The following is a 22,257-nucleotide window of genomic DNA, read 5'->3' as shown; positions in this document are numbered from 1 at the left end:
GCGGAAGAGGAACGGCCGGACCGCGCGCATGCTTGCGACGGCGCGCGATCCGGCCGCCGGCGCGTTACACGTAGGTCGCCGTCAGGCGCTTCTCCGCTTCGTCGAGATCCTTCGGCGGTTTGGTCGGTTCGATGCCGACGAGGCGGGCGATGTTGTTGCCCATGTAGTCCTCGAGGCCGTCTTCATCGAGATCCATCCCCTGCGGCGCGGGCCCGCACAGCATTTCCAGCTCGCGCAGCCACATGCCCGGTTCGTTCGGTGGCGAATCCGTGCCGAACACGATCTTGTTGCGCGGCAGCTCGCGCGCGAACTCGACGATCCGCGCCTGGTAGCACCAGCCCGATTCGCAGTACACGTTCGGCGTGTCCATTGCCATCCAGAACGCTTCGAACGAGTAGTTGCCGCCCGTCTGGATCCCGAAGTGGCCGATGATGAAGTTCACCATCGGAAACTCGCGGATGATCGGGTAGAACTGCGTCGGGATCGTGTACGGCCCGTCGCCGGTGTGGATCAGCACGACGATGTTGTACTTCGCACAGACCTTCATCGCCGGGCGCAGCCAGTCGAGCGCACGATCGGGCCGGTAGCCGTGCATGTTCGCGTGCAGCTTCACCATCTTGAAGCCGTATTCCTTGATGTGGAATTCAAGCTCGGCCGCACCGTTTTCCGGGCCCCAGCGCGGGTTGTACGTGAAGTTGCCGATGAAGCGGTCGGGGTATTTCTGCGTGAGTTCGGCGATATACGCCATGTAGTCGCGGATGCCGTCGCGGCCGCGGCGGTTGCCGTCGCGATAGCCGGTGTTTCCCGGCGGCGGCTGGATGAAACCCATGTCGATGCGGCGCGGCTTGCCGTTGATGATGTACGGGCCGTCCATCATCTTCAGCAGGCGTTCGCCGGTGAACGGCTCGCCGGTGTGGCGCCAGGCCTCGTCGACGAGGTTGGTCGGGTGCAGATGCGTATCGATGATCATGCAATGCTCCGGAATCGGGATAAGAGGGCGCGGCCGTCAGGCGGCAAGCAACGCTTTCGCTTCGTCGACGGTGCGCGGTGCGGGCGTCGGTTCGAGACCGATCATTCGCGCGGTGTTGTTGCCGAGGTAATCCTCGAGCGTGTCCTCGTCGAGATTCATCCCTTGCGGCGGTTCGAAGCACAGCACTTCGAGCAGGCGCAGCCACATTCCGGGTTCGTTCGGCGGCGTGTCGGAGCCGAACAGGATCTTGTGCTTCGGCAGCACCTTCGCGAATTCGACGATGCGCGACTGCAGGCACCAGCCCGATTCGCAATACACGTTCGGCAGATCCATCGCGAGCTGGAACGGCTCGAAGCAGTAGACGCCGCCCGTCTGCACACCGAAGTGCGCCATGATGAAATTGACCGTCGGGAATTCCTTGATCATCGGCACCCATTCGGTCGGGATGCTGTACGGGCCGTCGCCGGTATGCAGCTTCACGAGCACGCCGAGCTCCGCGCATTTCTTCAGCGCAGGGCGCAGCCAGTCGAGTGCGCGGTCGGGCCGGTACGCGTGCATGTTGGCCTGGAACTGCACCATCTTGAAGCCGAGCTTGCGGACGTAGTGATCGATCGCGTTCACCCCGTTCTCCACGCCGCAGCGCGGGTTGTAGACGAAGCAGCCGATGAAGCGGTCGGGGTGCCTGCGCACCATTTCGACCGTGTACGCCATGTACGCGTCGATCGATTCGGTGCCCGACTTCTCGCCGTCGGTATACGTATAGATGGTGTTGCCTTGCGGCGGCTGGATGAAGGCCTTGTCGACGCGGCGCGGCTTGCCGTTGATGAGAAACGGGCCGTTCATCGTCTCGATCAGGCGCTCGCCGGTGAACGGCGGGCCGTCGTGACGCCACGCGAGGTCGACGAGATTCGTCGGGTAACAGCTGGTGTCGATGATCATCTACTCGATCTCCTTGAGAGGAACCGGGGGAACCGGTTGCTGGTTCGCGGGCAGGCACGTCGATGAAGCGACCCTGTCGGTCGGATTCACGCGGCCTTTTTCAAGGCGCCTTTTTTGGCGCCTTCCCCTCGCCGGCATCGAGTGACACACTGCGACGTGCACTGCTGCTTGAGACCGAGTGTCACCAGCCAATTGCCCTCTGTACAATATTTTTTACTGACGTTCTTGATACGTTTGCGATATGGACATGCGTGTGTTGCGTTACTTCGCGGTGCTGGCCGACGAACTGCATTTCGGGCGCGCAGCCGCGCGGCTCCATATCTCGCAGCCGCCGCTGAGCCAGCAGATCCGGCTGCTCGAAGAGCAGCTCGGCACCGCGCTGTTCGTGCGCTCGCAGCATCGCGTCGAACTCACCGAGGCAGGGAAAACACTGAAGGAGCAGGTGCCGCTGATCGTCGCGCAGTTCGATCGCGCGATCGATCTCACGCGCTGCGCGGGGCGCGGCGAAGTGGGCCGCCTCGCGGTCGGCATCATCAGTTCGGCGATGGTCGCGCCGATCCCGCGTGCATTGCGCGTGTTCGCCGAACGTCATCCGCAGGTGCACTGGTCGCTGCACGAGATGACGCCGGCCGTGCAGATCGACGCGCTGAAGGAGAAGCGGCTCGACGTGTGTTTCTTCCGGCTGTTCCAGGACGATCCGTCGATTCGCAGCGAGATCGTCGTGCGCGAGACGGCCGTGGCCGTGCTGTCGCTCGGCCATCCGCTCGCGGCGCGCGATGCGATTGCGCTCGGCGAGCTGGCTGGCGAGCAGTTCGTGTCGTTCGGCTTGCGGCACTCGCAACTGGCGCGCTTCCTGCAGCAGAGTTGCGTCGAAGCGCGCTTCACGCCGCAGATCGTGCACGAGGTGGTCGAGGTGCACACGCTGCTGTCGCTGGTGCGCGAAGGGTTGGGCGTCGCGCTGCTGCCGGCGTCGTCGCGGCAGATTTCGACAGGGGGTGTCGCGTTCGTGCCGCTGCTGCCGCCGGCGCTCGAGGTGTCGCTGCAGGCGCGCTACCGCGCGGACGATACGTCCGCGGTGCTCGCCGCGTTCCTCGATACCGTGCGTGAGGTCGCGGCGGAATTCAGCGCGTGAGTCAGGGTGCGAGCGACTGCGCGACCAGCGCGCCGATCGCGTCGATCAGCGGCTTCACGCGCGCACGCCGCTCGCGCGGCCAGATCGCATGGAGGTTGTAGTGCGTTGGAATCGCGATCGCGCACAGTTCGACGAGCCGGCCGTCGCGGCGCGCGTCGGCGGCGAGCAGGCCGCGCACCAGCCCGGCGCCGAGCCCTGACGCGAGCGTCGCGACGAGCCCTGCCGCGTTGTCGAACACCGCGACCGTATCGGGCTCGACCGGCGCGAGGCCAGCCGCTTCGAGCCATGGAATCCACGAACGCTTCGTATAGCCGAGCAACGGCAGTTCCAGCACCTGTTCGGGCGTGAGCGGCGCGGTGAGTCCATAGCGTTCGAGCAGCGCGGGCGCGGCCATCGCGGTCAGCCGGTCGGGGCAGACCAGCGCACTGTCGACACCTTCCCATTCCCCGTAGCCGTAGCGCAGCGCCACATCGACGCGATCGAACGCGTCGCGGTCGTGACGCGGCGCCGACAGCACCATCAGCGCCACGCCGTCGAGCGTGCGCATCAGTTCCGGCAGCCGCGCGGGCAGCCAGCCCTGCATCAGTTCCGGATCGACGTCGAGCCGGATCGACGGCCCGGTCGTGCGCCCCTTCACCGACGATAGTGCGCGATCGATCTGTTCTAGGCCGTCCGACAACTGGTTCGCGAACAGCGTCCCGGCATCGGTCAGGATCACGCGGCCGCCCGCCCGCGCAAACAGTGGCTGGCCGATGAATTCCTCGAGCGAGCGAATCTGCTGGCTGATCGCGCTGTGCGTGAGCGAGAGCTGGCGCGCCGCGCTGGAAAAGCTGCCGACCCGCGCGGCCTGCAGAAACGCCTGCATCGACTGGATCGAAGGGTATCGCTTGAGCATCTGTTAGTCCGACTGACAGGGAATCGACGAAATGATCGCTGGCGTGCCCGCGCATCGCGTTTCGATAATGCTTCGAAACCGCGCAACGGACGCGGGCCGACACCATGAACGCGAATCAGGAGACAGCGCATGATCGACATCGTCGTGAACGATACACGCCATTCGCTCGAGAATGTACCGGAGGATATGCCGCTGCTCTGGGTGCTGCGCGACCGGCTCAAGCTCACCGGCACGAAGTTCGGCTGCGGCAAGGGCCTGTGCGGCGCATGCACCGTGCATCTCGAAGGGCAGGCCGTGCGGTCTTGCCTGATCCCGGCCGTCGCCGTGAACGGGCGGCGCGTGACGACGATCGAAGGGCTGTCGCCGGACGGGCGCCATCCGCTGCAGCTCGCGTGGGTCGCGGAAGACGTACCGCAATGCGGCTATTGCCAGCCGGGGCAACTGATGCAGGCCGCCGCGCTGCTGAAGGGCGGACAGCCGGTCGACGATGCGACGATCGTGCAGGCAATGTCGGGCAACGTGTGCCGCTGCGGCACGTATGCGCGGATTCATCGCGCGATCAAGCGCGCTGCGTCGGGCGATCCCGCGTTGAAGGCCGCCGCCGAACCTGCAAAGGAGGCGTGACATGCGCGACGATCACGCACAGGATGCGCAACGCGCCGACGATACGCCGCGCCGACGTTTTCTCAAGCAAGGCACGGCGCTGCTCGCGGCCGGCATCGCGATCGGCTTCCGGATGCCCGACGCCATGGCGGGCAATCAATCGGCAAGCGGCGACCCGCATCCGTCCGCCGGCGAATTCGAACCGAACGCGTGGGTACGCGTGCTCCCCGACGACACGATCAGGCTCGTCGTGCACAAGCACGATTCGGGCACCGGCACGCGCACCGCGCTCGCGGCGGTGGTCGCCGAGGAACTCGACGTCGATCCGTTCAGGGTCGACGTGATCACGCCGGAAGATCCGTTCTTCGCTGACTATATCCATCCGCTGTGGAAGGTGTTCTCCACCGGCGGCAGCACGAGCGTCGCGCTGGAATACGACCGGCTGCGCCACGCGGGCGCGACTGCGCGCGCGATGCTCGTCGAAGCGGCCGCGCATCGATGGAACGTGCCCGTGTCCGAGTGCACGACGGGCGACGGTGCGGTCTCGCATGTGGCGAGCGGACGTCGTGCAACGTATGGTGCGCTCGCGTCGGCGGCCGCGCAGTTGCCCGCGCCGAAGCAGGTCGCGCTGAAGGATCCCGCGCATTTCCGCTATATCGGCAAGTTGCGCGAGAAGCGCGGCGCCGCGCAGAAGGCCGACGGTTCGTTTCCGTACAGTCTCGACGTGTCGCTGCCGGGGATGCTCGTGGCGGTCGTCACACGCGCGCCGGTGATCGACGGTCGCGTGCGCAGCGTCGACGCGAAAGCCGCGCTCGCGGTTCCCGGTGTGCGCGACGTGCTGCAGGTTCCGCCGCGCCCCGACGTGCTCGGCGGCAACCAGGCCGGCGTCGCCGTGCTGGCCGACGACTACTGGTCCGCGCATAGCGGGCAGGCCGCACTGAAGATCGAATGGGAGGACAGCCCGTTCGAGACGTTCGACAGCAGCACGCTCGCCGCGCGCCAGGCCGCCTGGGTCGACGATCCGGCCGCGCGCGCCGTGCCGACGATCCAGGACGGCGATCCCGCGCAGGCCACAGCGTCAGGCGTACGCACGATCGAAGCGTCGTATGCGATGCCGCACAAGGCGGCGAACCCGCTGGAGCCGATCAACGTCACCGTGTGGGCGCACAACGGCGGAATCGAATACTGGGGCGGGCTGCAGGTACCGTCGACCGCGATGGAAGCGGCCGATGTGATCGGCGGCATTCCTTCGCATCGCGTGACGCTGCACGAGCTCGTGTCGGGCGGCAGCTTCGGTGCGCGCGAATCGAAATACTGGCTGTTCGAGGCGACCTGGCTTGCGCTGAAGACGGGCAAGCCCGTGAAGTTGATGAACAGCCGCGAGGACGAAATGCGTGCGCTGTTCTATCACGCCGCGAGTTGTCACCGCGCGCGGGCCGTGCTCGACGTGCAAGGCAATCTAGCATCGCTGTGGCTGCGCGGCGTGATGCCCGCATCGCCGGAGCAGTGGGAACCCGGCTATCTGAATCGGCCGGACCGGATGGATTTCAGCACGACCGAAGCGATCACGAAATGGGAGTTCGCGTATGCGGCGCCGCATCGCGACATCGGCTGGGTTCGTCTGGAGACCGGCGTGCCGACCGGCTGGTTTCGCGCGGTCAGCTATATCCCGAACGTGTTCGCGGTGGAATCGGTGATGGACGAGGCCGCGCATGCGGCCAAGCGCGATCCGGTCGAATTCCGACTGGCGCACATGCGCGGCCGGCCGCGTCATGCGGCCGTGCTGCGCGAGGCGGCGAAGCGTGCGGGATGGGGGCAGCCGTTGCCGGACGGTGTCGCGCTCGGTATTGCGACGAATCAGGCGTACGGCAGCTATGTCGCGGTGGTGGCGCGCGTGGTGCGCAAGGACGGCGCAGTACGCGTGGAGAAGCTGACGTGCGTGGCCGACTGCGGTATCGCGGTATCGCCGGGTGGTGTCGAGGAACAGTTGTACGGCGGGCTGATGTGGGGGCTTGGCCACGCGACGTCCGACCGCATCGAATTCCGGCACGGCCGCGTGCAGCAGTCGAACTTCGATACGTATCGCGTGATGCGGATGAGCGACATGCCCGAGACCGATATCCATATCGTGCAGGGCGATCCGGCGAAGCCGGGCGGTGTGGGTGAACTGTCGAGCCCGTCCGTGACGCCGGCGATCGCGAATGCGGTGTTCAGGCTGACGGGGAAGCGGTTGAGGGAGACGCCGTTTGATCTGTCGGCGGTGGGGTAAGCGTGGAAGCATCGTGGTTCAGCGCACGCACCGGACGCGAGAAAGTATTTGCGTCCGGTGCAATCATGTTCGCCGCATACAAGTACGTTCCACGCGCGCCGTTTGGAGGTTTTTTGCTGCTGTTCGGATTTGGAGTCGTGGCCGTTGGTGGATACGCAAGTAGAGCGCATATGCTGAAGATAAAACCGTTCGACAACAGCTGCAAGAAGGCGCGCGACAGCTACAAAGTAAAGGACGACGAGCAAGATCAGTCGAGGTAGTTGCAGACGGCAGCCCCATGCACTGGAAAACGATCTGGCTCGCCACGTAAGACCATATGAAGTTCGAGACAGCCGCGCATCCAATCCGCTGATCAATTCGCAGGCGTTGGCACTGAACCGACGACGGATGCCGCACTCCTCCAAATCATCAAAAACAGCCCCAATTCCCCATACTTCCCACCATTTCTCCCGGGTGTTTCCCACTGGTTGCGCACGCGACTTTCTACCTAAGATGAAGGAATCATGCGCGTAATTCGGTACCTGCACGCGCATGGAGGGAGGCAGTAGGCAGCGTCGGGACCGACGCCAGCGGATGTTCCCATCATGGATGCGAAAGTGTGCGCGTCCGCAGCCAGTTTTGCGACTGCAGCGACGCCAACGGGCGCGGCGGCAAGGGCCGCGCGGACGGCGTCCGGCCGGCTTGGCCGAACCGCTTCGCTGCGCCACGCGTTTCTCGCAATCGTTTGCGTTCTGAGCGCTGCGCCCGCCATGCTCGCCGGGGCACCCGCCGATGCGGACGATCGGCCCGACATCGTACGTATCGCCGCCGTCGCGAGCCCCGCCAATTCCCGCGATCCCGCCATTTCGTCACACGACACGGCCGTGCGTCAGGTCGTGCTCGGCATCATCAGCTTCACGCACTGGCCGACGACGCCGGTGCGCCTGCATCTTTGCGTGACAGGCCGGCCCGACTACGCGCGCGGCCTGACCGACACGCTGCAGGCCGGCTCGACGCTGCTCGACGTGCAGCGCGTGCGCTTCGACGATCCCGCGCTCGGCATGGTCTGCGACGTCGTTTATCTCGGCACCCTGAGCGAAGACGAGAAAACACGGGTGAGAGTAGCAGTGGCCGGCCATCCGGTCCTGACGATCTCGGAGCACGATCCGTCCTGCACCGCAGGCGGCATGTTCTGTCTCAACGTCGACGGCGAACGCGTGTCGTTCGACATCAATCTCGACGCCGTCGCGCGCAGCGGCGTGCGCGTGCACCCGAACGTCCTCAATCTCGCACGACGGCCGGTGACGCCATGACACGGTCCGCACCCCCCGTTTCCGCTTCGCGCCTGCCGCGCCCGACGCTGCAAAGCGTGTTGCGCCGTGCGCACCTGCGCCTCGCGTTCGTCGCCGTCGCGATGGCCGCCGTGTCGTTGATCGTCGTCGCCGTGATCGCGTTGCGTGCGTATGCCGGCAACAACCTGAACCTGCTGGCGCGCTCGCTCGGTTATACGGTCGAGGCGGCGCTCGTGTTCGGCGATCGCATCGCGGCGAACGAGGCGATCGGGATGATCGCCGGCGACGAGGACGTCGCGCAGGTAGTCGTCACGGACAGCAAGGGACGACTGTTCGCGACGTGGCAGATGCCGGCCGGAAACGGGATCGCGCGGCTCGAGCGCGCCGTCGCCGATGCGGCGCTGCCCGGGCCGGTTACCGCCGCGGTCACGCATGACGGCATCATCGTCGGTCACGTCGTCGTGCGCGGGCGCGGACATCAATTCTTCGGCTTCCTGCTCGGCGGCGTCGGCGGCATTCTCGGCTGTCTCGCCCTCAGCGTGTTCGGTGCGTATGTCAGCTCGAAACGTCTGCTGCGCGACATCGTTTCGCCGCTGCGCGCGCTGGCGGGCGTCGCGCACGCGGTGCGGCGCGAGCGTGCGTTCGGGCGGCGCGTCGAGCCCGCGGCGATCGCCGAACTGAACCAGCTCGGCGACGACTTCAACGCGCTGCTCGACGAATTCGAAGACTGGCAGAACACGCTGCGCGACGAAAACGCGTCGCTCGAGCACAAGGCGACGCACGATGCGCTCACCGGCTTGCCCAACCGCGTGCAGTTCGAATCGCGCCTCACGCTTGCGCTTTGCGATGCCACGTTGACGGGGCAGCGGGTCGCCGTCCTGTATCTCGACTGCGACCACTTCAAGGAGATCAACGATTGTCTCGGCCACGACGCCGGGGATGCGGTGCTGATTGGCATCGCGTCGCGGCTGCGCACGCAGGTGCGCGAGGCCGATCTCGTCGCGCGCCTGGGCGGCGACGAATTTGCGGTGATGCTGGCGGCGGTGCCCGAAGCGGGCAGCGTGTGCCGGATCGCCGACGAGATTTTGTCCGGCATGGCGCCGTCGATCGAGCTGTCCGACGGCCGCGTGGTGGCCACCATGATGAGTGCCGGCGTTGCGCTGTATCCCGATCACGCGTCGGACGCGAGCGGCTTGCTGCGCGCGGCGGATATCGCGATGTACCGCGCCAAGCGCGCGCGGCCGGGATCTTGGCGGTTGGCGGAGAGCGTTGCAGGGCCGGTGTGAGGTCGATCGACTAGCGCTGCGGGCGAGGCCGCGGCGGCGGTTAAAAGAAGCGCTTGCAGCGCGGGCGCGATGGAAGGGGATGTGAAATGAACCACTCGTTTCCTGTGAGCATGGGGCGGATGTGCGTCGGGAGTGCGCTGCTGCTGTGCATGCTGCTGGCGGGCTGCAAGGCGCCGCCGCTTCATCGCGGGCTGACGCAGACGCAGGTCACGGCATTGAAGTCGGCCGGGTTCCAGGAGACCGGGCAGGGATTCGAGTTCGGCTCGACCGGGCCGATTCTGTTCGATTTCGACCGGTATAACCTCAAGCCGGATGTTCGGCGGATCGTCGAACGGATCGGGCGGACGTTGAGATCGGCGGGGATCAACGGGGTGCGGGTTTACGGGTACTCGGACGACGAGGGGGAGGCTGCTTACGATTTCGAGTTGTCGAGGCGGCGGGCTGAAGTCGTTGCCGTTGAACTGGTTGACGTCGGACTCGATGCGAAGCGGATCGCGATCGTCGGGAAAGGGAAGCGCGATCCGGTAGGGGATAACAAGACGCCGGCAGGGAGGGCGCAGAACCGGCGGGCGGCGATTGTGGTTTCGCCGCGGTGAGGAAAGTGCGCCGCGATCGCGATGACGCGACTGCCCACCGGTAGGCAGTATGTTCGTTCAAACACTGACCCCGGCATGAGGTCGGTTAGTTTCAACTGTTTCCTACCGTTGTCACGCAAACATCCGAGCATCCGTTGATCGTCGTGGTGTCCCGGGCTGTCCGGCTTATCGAGGTACGCAGCGGCACGGTTTTCATTGCCGACCGTCGCGCTGCTTGGCCGTGGACGACCTGCGTTCAGGCGCTCTGCTGCCGGTCCAGGTTTCAGTTTTAAGGGCCGGAAAGCAAACGTTTGCGGAAGACTTTCAAGCAGTCGGGTTTTACCCTACATTATCGAAGCCGCGGACCGGCGAACCGGCCGATGGAACCTGAGATCACACGCAAGGAACAAGAATGAGTTTCGCTCCGAACGGGGGTATTCCCACTGGATTGGGCGGCGGTGCGTTCGGCTCCCTGAGCGCGCTCGGCGGCCTTGCCGGCCCGGTCGCGTCGAGTGTGGCCGGCAGCCTTGGGCCGCTCGCCGGCCTGGCCGGGCACGTCGACACCGTCCAGCGCGCGATGCAGCTCGCGCAGACCGGCTTCTCGCTGATGGACAAGACGCCCGGCGCGATTGCCGAAGCGATCAACGGCGCAGCCAACCCCGCGCGCCTGACCCAGCTCAACCGTTACGTCACGCTCGATACACCGCTCGGCCCGGACGTGCTGCTGGTCAGCGCGGCCATCGTCGACGAGCACGTGAACCGCTTGCCGGAAATTCATCTCGACCTGCTGTCGCACCGCCATGACCTGCGCCCGGAGGATCTGATCGGCCAGCAGGTCAAGATCCGCTTCGATCAGCAGGCGCGCCTGTCGACGCTCGAACGCGTCGTGGCGTCGGGTGCGGTCGAGGGCGATCGTTACTTCGACGGCTACGTCGCGTCGTTCGACCGCGCCGGCAACCCCGGGAACGTCACGCAATACCACCTGACGGCCGTGCCGTGGTTCTGGTTCCTGACGCGCTCGACCGATTGCCGGATCTTCCAGAACAAGACCGCCCAGGACATCCTCACCGAGATCTTCCAGGAACACGGTTTTTCCGATTTCTCGTTCGACATCCGGACGAGCCAGAAGCCGCTCGAGTACGTCGTGATGTACCAGGAGAGCTACTACAATTTCTGCGCGCGGCTGATGGAGCAGGAGGGGCTCGTCTGGACGCACCGCTACGAGAAGGACAAGCACTTTCTCGTGATCGGCGACACGAACCTGCTGTTCCGCCCGATCGACGGGCTCGCGACCGTGCCGTTCGCCGCGACCGAGGCCAGCGAGGACGGCGGCATCGACCAGTTGCACGAAGGCCGGCGCTTCGGCGTCGGCAAGGTCACGTTCCGCGACTTCAATCACCAGAATCCGTCGTCGCCGCTGATGCTGGTGGAGGCCGGGCCGCAAAACCTCAAGCACGCGCGGCTCGATGCGACCGAGCGGTTCGAGCACCAGTCGCTGTACGACCACGGCGACGACGGCAACCGCTACGCCCGTTTCGCGATGGAGGCCGAGGAGGTGCAAGCCCATCGCTATACCGGCGGCGGCTACGCGTGGCGCATGACGACGGCCGGCGCCATCAACGTGGCGAATCACCCCGTCCTCGAAAACAATCAGGAATACGTGATCCTGCACGTGCGTCACGAGGCGGTGAACGACTACACGCAGCACAGCGCGAAGCTGCCGTACCGCAACAGCTTCGCGCTGCTGCCGAAGAAGATTCCGTACCGTGCGCCGCGCGCGACGCCGAAGCCGGTGATTCACGGCACGCAGTCGGCGATCGTCGTCGGGCCGAAGGGCGAGGAAATTTATACGAACGGTAGCGCGGTGAAAGTGAATTTCCCGTGGGACCGGCGCGGCAAGAAGGACGGCTCGGATTCGATGTGGGTGCGCGTGTCGCAGCCGTGGGCGGGCGACGGTTGGGGCGCGGCCGCGATTCCGCGGATCAAGCAGGAAGTGCTGGTGGCGTTCAATCAAGGCGATCCGGATAACCCGGTGATCGTCGGCCGCGTGTTCAACGGCGAGCAGGGCAACCCGTACCACGGTGCCGCTGGCCAGACGATGGGGATCAAGAGCCAGACGCACAAGGGGCAGGGGTCGAACGAGATCCGCATGACCGATACGAACGGCATGCAGGAATTCTTCATGCACGCGCAGAAGGACATGAACACCGTCGTCGAGAACAACGAGACGCACAAGGTGATGGGACCGATGCGTACCGTCCTCGTGGCGACGGGCAGCGAAGAAAAGCAGATTCCGCAGGGCAACCTGACCGAGACGATCGCCGAGAAGCGCAGCACCACGGCGACTGCCGTCGAGGTGACGACGCCGGCGAAGGACGGTGGCGGCGGCACGCAGGTCTACATGGCCGAGCGCGGCATCCTGCTGAAGGTGCAGGACAGCTCGATCTCGCTCGCGCCCGAAGGCATCCGCCTCGAGCACAAGGGCTCCGTGATCCTGATGACCGACGACGGCGTGATGGTCAACGGACAGCGCATCGATCTCAACAAATAAGTCGAACGAAACCAGCCATGCACTACGCAATCCATGAAGGTACCTTTGAATTGCCGGACGCGGCGCTTGATCGCACCGTCAACATGCTGATTCTTCCCGTCGGCCCGGGCGGGCTGAGTCTCGTCGTGTCCCGCGGCCGGCTGCGCGAGCAGGAGTCGATCGATGCGTTCGTCGAGCGTGAATGGGCGCAGGCGTCGCGCACCGCGCAGAACCTGAACGTGCAGTCGCGACGCCCGGTGACGGTCGGGCGGGCGGAATGCCCCGGCGTACAGACGGAATCGACGCATGAACAGGACGGCCGCACCTTTCATCAGATGCAGACGGCGTTTCGGCTCGATGCCGGCGGGCAGGTCATCGTGATGACGTTGACCAATGCCGCGCCGCTCAACGACGAACAACGTGCGCTGGCCGCGCGCATGCTGGAGAGCTTCCAGCCGCGCCCGGCTGCGCCCATGCTGGTTTCGGATGCCGGCCGCTCATGAGCCAGCCGGCCGCTCGTAAGGACGATCCCTTTACCCACACGACGCTCGCGGGCGACCTGCTCGGCATGGGCGGGTCGCTGCTGGGCGGCTTGGGGATCGGATGGGCGCTGACCACGATAGCGGAAGGCCTCGTGTTCGGTGCATTGGGTGCGCTCGAAATCGGCACCGGCGGGTTGGCGACGCCCATCGTGCTGGCGATCGGTGTCGGCGTGGCCGCCTACATGCAGGGCTCGGGCCTCAACGACGAGATCGACGAGGCCGCGAAGGGGCTCGGCAATGCCATTTCTCCGCCCGAGGAGAAAGGTACGATCCAGAACGGCTCGCCCAATGTGTTCGTCAACGGGAAGCCTGCCGCGCGCGCGGCCGACGGCGCGGACATGGATCCGGTTCTGTGCAGCGATCATCCCGGCCCGCAATTCGTTGCGCAAGGCTCCGACGTGGTGTTCATCAACGATCTGCCCGCGGCGCGGGTTGACGACAAGACCACCTGTGACGGCACGATCTCGAAGGGCTCGCCGGACGTTTTCTTCGGCGGCGGCACGAAGACCGTGCGCGACATCAGTGCGGCGCGACCGTGGGTCGCCGGACTCGGCGCGGCGATCGGTATTGCGCTTGCGCTATGTGGTCGAGGCAAGGGAAGTTGGGGCGATTTCGTCAAGGGCAAGCTGCCGTGTCTCGCGATGAACTTCGCGGCCGGCATATTCGGCACATGGCTCGGCAGCAAGATGCAGCCGTCGGCCGGCCACCCCGTCAACGTGATCACCGGCGGCAAGATTCTCGACGGCAGCGACGACACGGACTTCGTGTTGCCTGGTCCGCTGCCTATCGTCTGGCGGCGTTTTTACAGCAGTCACGACGATCGCGCCGATGGCCTGTTCGGGACGGGGTGGAGCGTGCCGATCAGTGTCGAGTTGAGGTTGGGGCGGGAGAACGGTGTCGTCACGTCGATCACGTACTGGGACGAACAGGGGCGCGAGATCGAATTCCCGGCGGTGCCGCCTGGCGAAAGCCATTTCAGCGTGCCTGAAGGCATTTACCTGATTTGTACCGCCGGCGGGCACTATGTGGTCGAAACGGTCGACGGTTTGTATCGCGATTTCGGCCCGGCCCGAGCACTGGCGTCGGATGCTGAAACACTGGATCTTCGGCGGTTCGAGGACCGAAACGGCAACTGGATCGAGATCGAGCGTGCGAGTGTCGGCGAACGGGTGCAGCCGGTTCGGCTTCACGATAGCGCCGGCCGTGTGCTGGCGCTGCATTACGATTCGGGGCATTCGCGACGCGTCGCATCGATCGAACTGGTACGCGGCGTCGATGGCGAATTGCCCGAGATCCTGGTTCGTTACGGCTATACGAGCGCCGGCGAACTCGCATCGGTCACCGATCGCAGCGGCCATACCGGGCGGTATTTCGGTTATGAGCACGGCCTGATGACCCGGCATACGCTGCCCGGCGGACTACAGTGCTTTTACGCGTGGAATGGCGTCGGCCGCGACGCGCGTGTCGTGCGCCACTGGACCGACGACGGCGAAACGTACACGTTCGACGCGGACCTTGCGCTGCGTTCGGTGACGATCACCGATCAAATCGGGCGCGTGACGCAATGGACGTGGAACGAGGATCAACAGCCGACGAGTCATACGGATGCCGAGGGCCATATCTGGCGGCTCGAATGGAATGCGATGCGGCAACTGATCGGTACGACCGATCCGGCCGGGAATACGATTCGCTTCGAATATGACGAGCGCGGGCGGCAGACGCAGCGCATCGACGCGCTCGGCCAGGTCGAGCGGATCGAATGGAACGGGTACTACGATCTGCCGGTTGCGGAAATCGATCCGACCAACGCGCGATGGATCTATCGTTACGACGCGCGCGGCAACCTGACGATGACGCGCGATCCGGTGGGCTTCGCGACCGAGTTTTACCGCGACGATCATGGGCTCGTGCATACGATGCGCGACGCGCGCGGCGGCTACAAGTTCCTCGAATGGAATGGCCGGGCGCAGTTGACCGCGTATACCGATTGTTCCGGCAAGGTCACGCGGTTTGCGTATGACGCACGCGGTGCGCTCGCGCGGGTGACGGATGCGGCGGGGCAGGCTACCGTGTACGAAACGGACGCGATGGGGCGGGTCACGGGGATTGGGACGGCCGATGGTGCGCGTCAGACGTTTCGGTACGATGCGGCGGGGCGCCTCGTCGAGATCACGGATGCGAATCAGCGCAGCACGCGCTACGAACTCAATTCGCGTGGATTGTTGCTGGCACGCACGGATGCGGCCGATCGTGTCGTGCGGTTCGGCTACGACGATGCGTTCCGGTTAGCCAGCCTGACCAACGAGAACCATGAGACGTATCGCTTTCAGTATGATCGTCGCGATCTCGTGTCCGCACAGATTGGGCTGGATGGCCACAAGCGTACGTACGAGTACGACGTGTGCGGTCAAGGAACGACCGTACGCGATGGCCAACTCGAGACACGATACGAGCGCGATGCGACCGGGCGACTGACGGCGAAGCAAGCTCCGCATGAGCGCTGCGAGTACTTGTACGACAAGGCAGGCCGGATCACATCGGCCGAGTTGTACACACTTGCCGCGCGCGGGCCGTCACTGAAGAATCGCGTCAGCCTGAAATACGACGCGCGCGGAGAAGTCGTCGAGGAATACACGCCGACTGGCTGGCTCGCACACACCTACGACGAGCTTGGCAATCGTGTCAGCACGGCGATTTCCGGCGAGCGCTCGATCGATTGGCTGCATTACGGTTCAGGGCATGTGCACCAGATTCGTTTCGACGGCACGGCAGTTGCAGACATCGAACGGGACGATCTGCATCGCGAGGTGCTACGGACGCAGGGCAAGCTGACGAGTCACTTCGGATATGACGCGGTGGGGCGCCGTGCTCGGCAAACTGCACAGCGCGGTACGGCGGGGGGCGAGTTGCTTGCGAAGCAGTGGCAATACGATGCCGCAGGTGACGTGATCCAGAAGCGCGATCAGCGTTATGGCACGACGAGCTATCGGTATGACCCGACAGGGCGCATCGAACAGGCAGTAGGGCCGGGATTGCCGTCGGAAGTGTTTCGCTGGGATGCGGCGGCGAACCTGGTGTCGAGCGATCACCCGGGCGGCTACGTCGAGAACAACCGGCTCAAGATGTTCGAGGACAAGCGCTTCGAGTACGACGCATATGGACGACTTGTTCGCAAACTGAGTGGACACGGGCCTGCCAAAGAACTGGTTCTTGAATACGACGATTGGAACCAGTTGAAGACCGTCGTGACGAAGGATCGGCTTGGCATCGCGACGACGCATTTCGAGTACGACGCGTTTGGCCGCCGGATTCGGAAACTCAATGGCAGTTACGCCAGTACGGATTTCCTGTGGGACGGTATGCGACTCGTGCAGGAGACGTATCACGATCGTCAGGGCGAGGAAGCGTTGACGTACTTGTACGAGTCCAACAGCTATGTGCCGCTCGCACGGATCGATCAGAGCAAGCCGGCGGCGAACGATGCCGATGCAAGGGATGCGGTCTACTATTTCCACAACGATGTGTCGGGGCTGCCGGAGGAACTGACCGACGCGGACGGCGAGTTGATCTGGCAGGCTCGTTACAAGGTTTGGGGCAACGCCGTGCAGGAGGAGTGGATCGCGCGGGCGCCAGATCGACCGACAGCGGTGTGGGGAGACGTTCAAGCGGCTGCGCCGGTGCCCGCTCACGCACCGCGACCGCAGAACTTGCGCTTTCAAGGGCAGTATCTGGACCGTGAGACGGGGCTGCACTACAACACGTTTCGGTTCTACGATCCGGATATCGGTCGGTTCATCAATCCTGACCCGATCGGCCTGCTAGGTGGAACGAACCTCTACCGGTACGCACCGAATCCGATCCAATGGATTGATCCGTGGGGATGGGCTTACCAAGGCGTCGACTTTTCTGGGAGTCCCACTCTGTTTCCGGCGACGGAAGGCCAGCGGAATATCGTAGAGATCACCATGCAGGGATCGAGATCGAGAGACTTTGTTCAGGCATTCAAAGAAGCGAATATTTCAAAGGCGGATGCCACCGGCTATACGTGGCACCATCTGAACGACTTCAATCCTGAGACGGGGCGCACGACGATGCAACTGGTCGAAACGCAAGCACATATCGACACTTTCCCGCATGCGGGTTCGGCGGATCAATTTGCAAAGCACTTTGGCGTTGCATACGATTCCCCCGACGCCGTGCGGGTCGCCCAAGAGCAGGGATGGTTGAAGGGGCGCAGTCCCAAACGAGGATGCTAACGGAGAAAGTATGAAGCAAAATGAGTTCTCGAAGTGTGGACCCGCAATTGACCGATCGGGCATAGAGAAGCTCGAGAGCGACTTAGGCGTCCAGCTACCGGAAGCGATGAAGGGACACTATCTGAAGTTCAATGGTGGCATGCCAGTTCTCGACTGGTTTCCAATGGAGGATGATTGGGAACCGATATGGGTCCACGAATTCCTTCCTATCGGAACGCAGGGTGCTAGCAAGCCTAATATTCAGAGCATTTATGCGCGAGTCGCGGGTGAGGGCGGATACCCTCGAACCTTTGTTCCATTTGCCACTGATCCTGGCGGTAATCTCTTCTGTGTCGACACCGGTAGCGGTGCCGTACATTATTGGTTGACCGACACCTACGACGAAACGTTGACGGACTTGGAGAACCGCCAGAAGGCTGATCGGCGTCTGACTGATTCATTTGACCAATTCGTCAGATCGCTCGTTTCTGAAGATGAGGCATTCGGCTAGCGTTCGGTCCTGCGACGCGATGGCAATGCAGGGCTGGGCGAACAAGGGTCGCCGCTAGGAGCGTTTGCAAGCAAGTTGAAGCTGATCAAGCTTGCCATGTCGCTGACCGGCTGCACCTTTCACCAGATGCCATGAGGAGGTGAGTATGTTCGATATCGAGTCACATAAAAAATATCTCGAATCAGTTCTTGCTGATGGCAAACTCGATAACCTTGCTCGTTTTGGTGTTTGGTGTTGTATTGGACTTTCGCACGATGATTCAATATTCGAGTTCCTTGCTACGCATGCAGGGGGCACAAGGGCGCACATCAGACAACGAGTCGGCGCTTACCTGGATCAGGTGTGGAACGGAAACGAAAACTCCAATCTGCTCAGCGATCTAGAGCAAGTGGATTGGGGGGGTGATGCAGTCGAAATGGATGGCAATGCTGCGGCCCACGGTGCGACTGATTTGCTAGCAGGGCTGTCTTTTTTGGAGAAATGGTGTGCTGAACATAACGTAGAACGGTTGGTTGCATGTGCCGAGATTCTGATAAACCGAATCGACTACTTGGAGAGTTTTGATTTGATTGGAGGATATGTTGCGAATCCAGTCGTTCATGAGATGAGCGTGCAGAGAGATTTTGCTCGTGAACTCGTTGCAGGTACCTTGGCAGATCGTGACAAGATGAAATATCACGAGTGGTTATTCAGTCTTGGTTCTCCCTGAATCATGAATTCAAGGGGCAACCATGAAAACGATTGACCTGTTGATTACCCATAATCAAATCGTAGTTCGACCGAGGTCGTGCCAACGCATTTCGAGTGCGACGCGTTTGGCCGGCGGATCCGGAAGTTCAATGGCAGTTGTCCTCCGTCCGGAGGGTGCGGGAATCTATACTGACGGTAGCGTCGCTGTAGTGCCACCGGCACAAGGAACAGTGACTATGGAATGCCAAATGAGATTTTAAATAGTATCGATTCGGAGATATCCAAGCCGAGCTTTTTCGATTTTTTACTGGCTAGGATTTCGATGGCCTATTTGACAAAGGGACGCTGCATCATTCGACGATCTCTAGATGCAGGCGTTTAACGAGGTCGATGGATTCGGCCCTCGTAGCCGACGACAAGAAATTCTTGGGATTTTATAGAGAGAAGGAATTCAAGCTCTCGTTTCGAGTCTCGGGAAATTTCGACATCGCGGGAAGAATTTCAGGCGACGCCGAACTGATCGCAAAGAGCATGTTGGCCGGGAAACGGGATAGTTGGCCAGTTAAGGTTTTGTGGAGCGGATATAAAAAAGGGGGCTTCCCTGCTGAATGAGTGTGACGGATAGGCCCACACTCAGCACAAATGGAATCCGCAAGCGCGCACTCAAAAGACTTTGCATTGGCTAACGAAGTATCGAGCCCGGCGCACATTGTCGAGTCCGAACTCGTAGAACTGTTTCCAAACGTCACGCTCGAATCAATTGTGTTCCGAATAGATGGCGCAGGTGTCGACTTGCCCGCCATCACGACCCGCTAACCAAAGCCAACTGAACAGGAGTTGCCCATGGCTAAGGCGAATCATAAAGCACGGCCACCGAAGACGGAACGTTTCGTAACGATCCAGGAAATGTGGGATACGCCGAAAACCGAACTCAAGCCGGAGAAGTTCTACCCGTACATGAAGATTGGTGGAATGTGGCTGATCAACGTTGCGAGTTTTGTCCCGGGCCGAAAGGCGCGAATCGATATTGAGCCCGGCAGGCCGACCATCACGCAGTTGTAACAGGCAGCGTCGCAGGATGCGGCCGCGCTGCGCGAAATCGCGCAGCGCGCCGGGCGGGGCAGTCGCAATCGGCCGCCCCACCGCATCACCAGGCGATATTGCAAGACGACCGCGACGTCCTCGCACCGCCAGTAGCCGTGCAATGCGTACCCGCGCCATTGTCGTAGAACGTACGCGTCTCCGGTTGCGGCACCGACGGATCGAACGGATTCGGCGTACCGTGCGGACCACGCGCGGCATCGTACGGCCGCGTTGGTGCATACGAGCCGCCACCACCAGCCGGCCGCGAGCCGTTATCTCGCAGGTACTCGTTCCAGTTCTGCTCGCGCTGTTCATGTCCGGACAACGCGCGACCGAAACTATCACTGCCACCCGCACCGAGCGCAACGCGGTTCGATGGCAATACAAACTCGGGTTCGTGTCCAGCAGAAGGCTGCGGCTCAAGCGTCTCGCCCGACACACGCACCGGCCGCGTATCCGGCGTATCGAACGGACTCCGCTCCACCGGCGCAACGTACTGCACGCGGTATCGGCTCATACGTGCGGCATGCCCACCATCACGAGCAGCAGCACGACGTTCCGAACGAAACACATTGGCACCGGCCGACCGATCGGTCAGCGTATCGGGTCCTGAAGCGTCAGCGACGGAAACAGAAAGCGCGCACGCAATCGCGGCGGCGGAAGACAAGCGGAAGGGATGATTCATCAGCGATCCAAAGCGGGTGATGTGCATTGAAAAAAACGGCAGATCACTGGCTGGCGGCTGGGCGACGGACGGGCGTCGAAGCGGCCCTGAGGCGACTGCGAAGTGCGGCGGGCGCGGCTCGCAGGAAGGCTGGCTGGATTGCAGAGGCGAATTCATATTATTTCATGGAAATAACAACGAGCTTCCAAATGTCTAGATCTGTCAGCAAGTGGAAGGATTTGCCGCCTCGACCGAGCGCCCCCTGTTGGTGCTTGCCGGCTCAATCATCAGTCGATTGAATTTCAACGATCGGACCCTTAGCAAACCAAGAACACGCCGCACGCAATCAGAGATTGCCGAACCCAAGGCGCAGCAAGGCAGACAGCCAAACCGGCACCCACCATAGCAATCCAATTGCACCACCAGCAAACGTTGTCGCCCGCTTCCGGTTGCGCCACCGTCGCCACCGCGCCACCCGCAAAACCTACGTGTTTTCCCTCAGTCGACAGGCATTTTTGACAGACGATTTAAAAACGCCCATATAATTTCGACTGCCTTGCCAACGGCTGTCGGACCACCCCTCCGATCAAGCGGTTTGGCAAGCGGGGCAGGCGAAACGCTTGCGCAATGCAAGACGCATCACGATGTCTTTCCGAACCAGACGTCCCCTTCGGGGACTGCAAGAGCCGGGCCCCGCTACGCAACATTCCGCCGGAGTTCCGTCTTCTATGTGTCTCGGGCGTGTCCCATGTCCTCGCCCCGGGTGCTGTTCGATTGCGCAAGTCATGCCGCCTTTGCCCGTATGACTAAACAACATCGAGGAGCTCCCAGATGACGCTGTCCCGTCTTACGTCCATTTCCGTCGCCGCCGTGCTGTTCGCCGCGGGCGCCGCCGCCGCGCAAGCGGAAACCGTGAAGATCGCCATCGCTGGTCCGATGAGCGGCTCGGTCGCCCAATACGGCGACATGGTGAAGGCCGGCGCGCTGACCGCGATCGAACAGATCAACGCGGCAGGCGGTGCGGGCGGCAACAAGTTTGAAGTCGTGCTGATGGACGACGCGTGCGAACCGAAGCAGGCCGTCGCCGTCGCCAACAAGATCGTCAGCCAGAAGATCAAGTACGTGATCGGCCACGTGTGCTCGGGTTCGACGATTCCCGCGTCGGACATCTACGAGAATGAAGGCATCGTGATGGTCACGCCGTCGGCCACCGCGCCGCAGCTGACCGAAGGCAAGAAGCGCCACTTCATCTTCCGCACGATCGGTCGCGACGATCAGCAAGGCCCGGCTGCCGCGCACTACATCATCAATAACGTGAAGCCGAAGAAGGTCGCGGTGCTGCACGACAAGCAGTCGTACGGCCAGGGCATCGCATCGTCGGTGAAGAAGGACCTCGAAGCCGCGAAGATCCCGGTCGTGCTGTTCGAAGGCATCAACGCCGGCGATTCGGACTACTCCGCGATCATCACGAAGCTGAAGTCGCAAGGCGTCGATTTCGTCTACTTCGGCGGCTACCACCCGGAAATGGGCCTGCTGATGCGCCAGGCGCGCGAGCAGGGCGTGAAGGCGACGTTCATGGGGCCTGAAGGCGTGGGCAACAAGGACGTGACGGCGATCGCCGGCCCGGCTTCGGAAGGCATGCTGGTCACGCTGCCGGCCGACTTCTCGGCCGATCCGGCCAACGCGGCGCTCGTGAAGGCGTTCGCCGACAAGAAGCGCGACCCGAACGGCCCGTTCCAGATGCCGTCGTACGCAGCGGTGAAGATCATCGCCGACGCGATCGCCGGAGCGAAGACGACCGATCCGACCAAGGTCGCCGCGTACATGCACAAGACGACGTTCGACACGCCGATCGGCAAGGTGTCGTACGACGCGCAGGGCGACCTGAAGGCGTTCAAGTTCGTCGTGTACACGTGGCACAAGGACGCGACGAAGACCGCCGCCAAGTAATACGGAGTACCCGCCCCGCGCACCCGCTCTGCCCGTCACCCGGGCGGAGCGCGTGCGCATTTGGCCGCGCATTCCCCGTGCGCGGCCAAAGAAGGCGGCCCGAGACGACACC

At 63.1% G+C, this 22,257-nt stretch carries 19 protein-coding genes; 15 read left to right on the top strand and 4 right to left on the bottom strand.

Going from position 1 to position 22,257, the window contains the following annotated elements:
- Positions 1 to 64: 64 nt before the first annotated feature.
- Positions 65 to 970, bottom strand: a complete 906-nt coding sequence (locus HWX09_RS28295) for an amidohydrolase family protein (RefSeq protein WP_027781260.1) — start codon at positions 968 to 970, stop codon at positions 65 to 67.
- A gap of 36 nt (positions 971 to 1,006) precedes the next feature.
- The gene (locus tag HWX09_RS28290; RefSeq protein ID WP_027781259.1) at positions 1,007 to 1,909 is read right to left on the bottom strand and encodes an amidohydrolase family protein; all 903 of its coding nucleotides are present in this window, start codon (positions 1,907 to 1,909) and stop codon (positions 1,007 to 1,009) included.
- Between the two features lie 241 nt (positions 1,910 to 2,150).
- Here HWX09_RS28290 and HWX09_RS28285 point away from each other — a divergent pair, with 241 nt between their 5' ends.
- On the top strand, positions 2,151 to 3,041 hold the full coding sequence (locus HWX09_RS28285) for a LysR substrate-binding domain-containing protein (protein ID WP_027781258.1): 891 nt from the start codon (positions 2,151 to 2,153) through the stop codon (positions 3,039 to 3,041).
- Position 3,042: 1 nt separating this feature from the next.
- Here the strand turns inward: HWX09_RS28285 and HWX09_RS28280 are convergent, their stop codons facing one another.
- Positions 3,043 to 3,936: a LysR substrate-binding domain-containing protein gene (locus tag HWX09_RS28280; RefSeq protein WP_027781257.1), complete on the bottom strand. Its 894-nt coding sequence runs from the start codon at positions 3,934 to 3,936 to the stop codon at positions 3,043 to 3,045.
- 129 nt (positions 3,937 to 4,065) lie between these two features.
- Here HWX09_RS28280 and HWX09_RS28275 point away from each other — a divergent pair, with 129 nt between their 5' ends.
- The 13 genes from HWX09_RS28275 to HWX09_RS28215 all read left to right on the top strand — a co-directional run bounded on the left by HWX09_RS28275 (position 4,066) and on the right by HWX09_RS28215 (position 19,510).
- Complete coding sequence (locus HWX09_RS28275) at positions 4,066 to 4,560, top strand: (2Fe-2S)-binding protein (RefSeq protein ID WP_027781256.1); 495 nt, start codon at positions 4,066 to 4,068, stop codon at positions 4,558 to 4,560.
- A 1-nt stretch (position 4,561) separates the two neighbouring features.
- Complete coding sequence (locus tag HWX09_RS28270; RefSeq protein ID WP_027781255.1) at positions 4,562 to 6,808, top strand: molybdopterin cofactor-binding domain-containing protein; 2,247 nt, start codon at positions 4,562 to 4,564, stop codon at positions 6,806 to 6,808.
- Between the two features lie 2 nt (positions 6,809 to 6,810).
- Positions 6,811 to 7,068: a hypothetical protein gene (locus HWX09_RS28265; RefSeq protein ID WP_155257270.1), complete on the top strand. Its 258-nt coding sequence runs from the start codon at positions 6,811 to 6,813 to the stop codon at positions 7,066 to 7,068.
- A gap of 324 nt (positions 7,069 to 7,392) precedes the next feature.
- Positions 7,393 to 8,100, top strand: coding sequence for a YfiR family protein (locus HWX09_RS28260; protein ID WP_027781254.1), 708 nt, complete (start codon positions 7,393 to 7,395; stop codon positions 8,098 to 8,100).
- Positions 8,097 to 9,365: a diguanylate cyclase gene (locus tag HWX09_RS28255; RefSeq protein WP_027781253.1), complete on the top strand. Its 1,269-nt coding sequence runs from the start codon at positions 8,097 to 8,099 to the stop codon at positions 9,363 to 9,365. The genes HWX09_RS28260 and HWX09_RS28255 overlap by 4 nt, the downstream gene beginning before the upstream one ends.
- Positions 9,366 to 9,451: 86 nt before the next feature.
- Positions 9,452 to 9,961: an OmpA family protein gene (locus tag HWX09_RS28250; protein WP_027781252.1), complete on the top strand. Its 510-nt coding sequence runs from the start codon at positions 9,452 to 9,454 to the stop codon at positions 9,959 to 9,961.
- Positions 9,962 to 10,352: 391 nt separating this feature from the next.
- Complete coding sequence (gene tssI, locus HWX09_RS28245) at positions 10,353 to 12,491, top strand: type VI secretion system tip protein TssI/VgrG (protein WP_027781251.1); 2,139 nt, start codon at positions 10,353 to 10,355, stop codon at positions 12,489 to 12,491.
- Between the two features lie 17 nt (positions 12,492 to 12,508).
- Complete coding sequence (locus tag HWX09_RS28240; protein ID WP_027781250.1) at positions 12,509 to 12,973, top strand: DUF1795 domain-containing protein; 465 nt, start codon at positions 12,509 to 12,511, stop codon at positions 12,971 to 12,973.
- Complete coding sequence (locus HWX09_RS28235; protein WP_080681179.1) at positions 12,970 to 17,268, top strand: RHS repeat-associated core domain-containing protein; 4,299 nt, start codon at positions 12,970 to 12,972, stop codon at positions 17,266 to 17,268. Before HWX09_RS28240 ends, HWX09_RS28235 begins: the two co-directional genes overlap by 4 nt.
- Before the next feature lie 10 nt (positions 17,269 to 17,278).
- Positions 17,279 to 17,758: an SMI1/KNR4 family protein gene (locus HWX09_RS28230; protein WP_080681178.1), complete on the top strand. Its 480-nt coding sequence runs from the start codon at positions 17,279 to 17,281 to the stop codon at positions 17,756 to 17,758.
- 145 nt (positions 17,759 to 17,903) lie between these two features.
- On the top strand, positions 17,904 to 18,467 hold the full coding sequence (locus HWX09_RS28225) for a hypothetical protein (protein ID WP_155257269.1): 564 nt from the start codon (positions 17,904 to 17,906) through the stop codon (positions 18,465 to 18,467).
- A gap of 371 nt (positions 18,468 to 18,838) precedes the next feature.
- Positions 18,839 to 19,060 carry a hypothetical protein gene (locus HWX09_RS28220; protein ID WP_051421298.1) on the top strand — a complete coding sequence of 74 codons (222 nt, stop codon included), beginning with the start codon at positions 18,839 to 18,841 and terminating at the stop codon, positions 19,058 to 19,060.
- A gap of 231 nt (positions 19,061 to 19,291) precedes the next feature.
- Entirely contained in the window at positions 19,292 to 19,510 is a 219-nt protein-coding gene (locus tag HWX09_RS28215) for a hypothetical protein (RefSeq protein ID WP_080681265.1), read from the top strand.
- A gap of 85 nt (positions 19,511 to 19,595) precedes the next feature.
- Here HWX09_RS28215 and HWX09_RS28210 read toward each other — a convergent pair whose 3' ends face one another.
- Positions 19,596 to 20,243, bottom strand: a complete 648-nt coding sequence (locus HWX09_RS28210) for a hypothetical protein (RefSeq protein ID WP_080681177.1) — start codon at positions 20,241 to 20,243, stop codon at positions 19,596 to 19,598.
- Between the two features lie 783 nt (positions 20,244 to 21,026).
- On the opposite strand from HWX09_RS28210, the gene HWX09_RS28205 reads away from it, so the two are divergent.
- A complete protein-coding gene (locus HWX09_RS28205) occupies positions 21,027 to 22,145 on the top strand; it encodes a branched-chain amino acid ABC transporter substrate-binding protein (RefSeq protein ID WP_027781249.1) in 1,119 nt (372 codons plus the stop codon).
- The last annotated feature ends 112 nt before the right edge of the window (positions 22,146 to 22,257 follow it).

Source organism: Burkholderia sp. BCC1208, assembly GCF_902833095.1.
In the GTDB taxonomy this organism is placed as follows: domain Bacteria; phylum Pseudomonadota; class Gammaproteobacteria; order Burkholderiales; family Burkholderiaceae; genus Burkholderia.
The sequence above is the reverse complement of the archived record's forward strand: the minus strand, read 5'-3'. Positions and strand labels throughout refer to the sequence as shown.

Coding starts and splice junctions, on each gene's coding strand:
- HWX09_RS28295 (WP_027781260.1), bottom strand. CDS start 970: ATGATCATCGATACGCATCTGCACCCGACCAACCTCGTCGACGAGGCC.
- HWX09_RS28290 (WP_027781259.1), bottom strand. CDS start 1,909: ATGATCATCGACACCAGCTGTTACCCGACGAATCTCGTCGACCTCGCG.
- HWX09_RS28285 (WP_027781258.1), top strand. CDS start 2,151: ATGGACATGCGTGTGTTGCGTTACTTCGCGGTGCTGGCCGACGAACTG.
- HWX09_RS28280 (WP_027781257.1), bottom strand. CDS start 3,936: ATGCTCAAGCGATACCCTTCGATCCAGTCGATGCAGGCGTTTCTGCAG.
- HWX09_RS28275 (WP_027781256.1), top strand. CDS start 4,066: ATGATCGACATCGTCGTGAACGATACACGCCATTCGCTCGAGAATGTA.
- HWX09_RS28270 (WP_027781255.1), top strand. CDS start 4,562: ATGCGCGACGATCACGCACAGGATGCGCAACGCGCCGACGATACGCCG.
- HWX09_RS28260 (WP_027781254.1), top strand. CDS start 7,393: ATGGATGCGAAAGTGTGCGCGTCCGCAGCCAGTTTTGCGACTGCAGCG.
- HWX09_RS28255 (WP_027781253.1), top strand. CDS start 8,097: ATGACACGGTCCGCACCCCCCGTTTCCGCTTCGCGCCTGCCGCGCCCG.
- HWX09_RS28250 (WP_027781252.1), top strand. CDS start 9,452: ATGAACCACTCGTTTCCTGTGAGCATGGGGCGGATGTGCGTCGGGAGT.
- tssI (WP_027781251.1), top strand. CDS start 10,353: ATGAGTTTCGCTCCGAACGGGGGTATTCCCACTGGATTGGGCGGCGGT.
- HWX09_RS28240 (WP_027781250.1), top strand. CDS start 12,509: ATGCACTACGCAATCCATGAAGGTACCTTTGAATTGCCGGACGCGGCG.
- HWX09_RS28235 (WP_080681179.1), top strand. CDS start 12,970: ATGAGCCAGCCGGCCGCTCGTAAGGACGATCCCTTTACCCACACGACG.
- HWX09_RS28230 (WP_080681178.1), top strand. CDS start 17,279: ATGAAGCAAAATGAGTTCTCGAAGTGTGGACCCGCAATTGACCGATCG.
- HWX09_RS28225 (WP_155257269.1), top strand. CDS start 17,904: ATGTTCGATATCGAGTCACATAAAAAATATCTCGAATCAGTTCTTGCT.
- HWX09_RS28220 (WP_051421298.1), top strand. CDS start 18,839: ATGGATTCGGCCCTCGTAGCCGACGACAAGAAATTCTTGGGATTTTAT.
- HWX09_RS28215 (WP_080681265.1), top strand. CDS start 19,292: ATGGCTAAGGCGAATCATAAAGCACGGCCACCGAAGACGGAACGTTTC.
- HWX09_RS28210 (WP_080681177.1), bottom strand. CDS start 20,243: ATGCACATCACCCGCTTTGGATCGCTGATGAATCATCCCTTCCGCTTG.
- HWX09_RS28205 (WP_027781249.1), top strand. CDS start 21,027: ATGACGCTGTCCCGTCTTACGTCCATTTCCGTCGCCGCCGTGCTGTTC.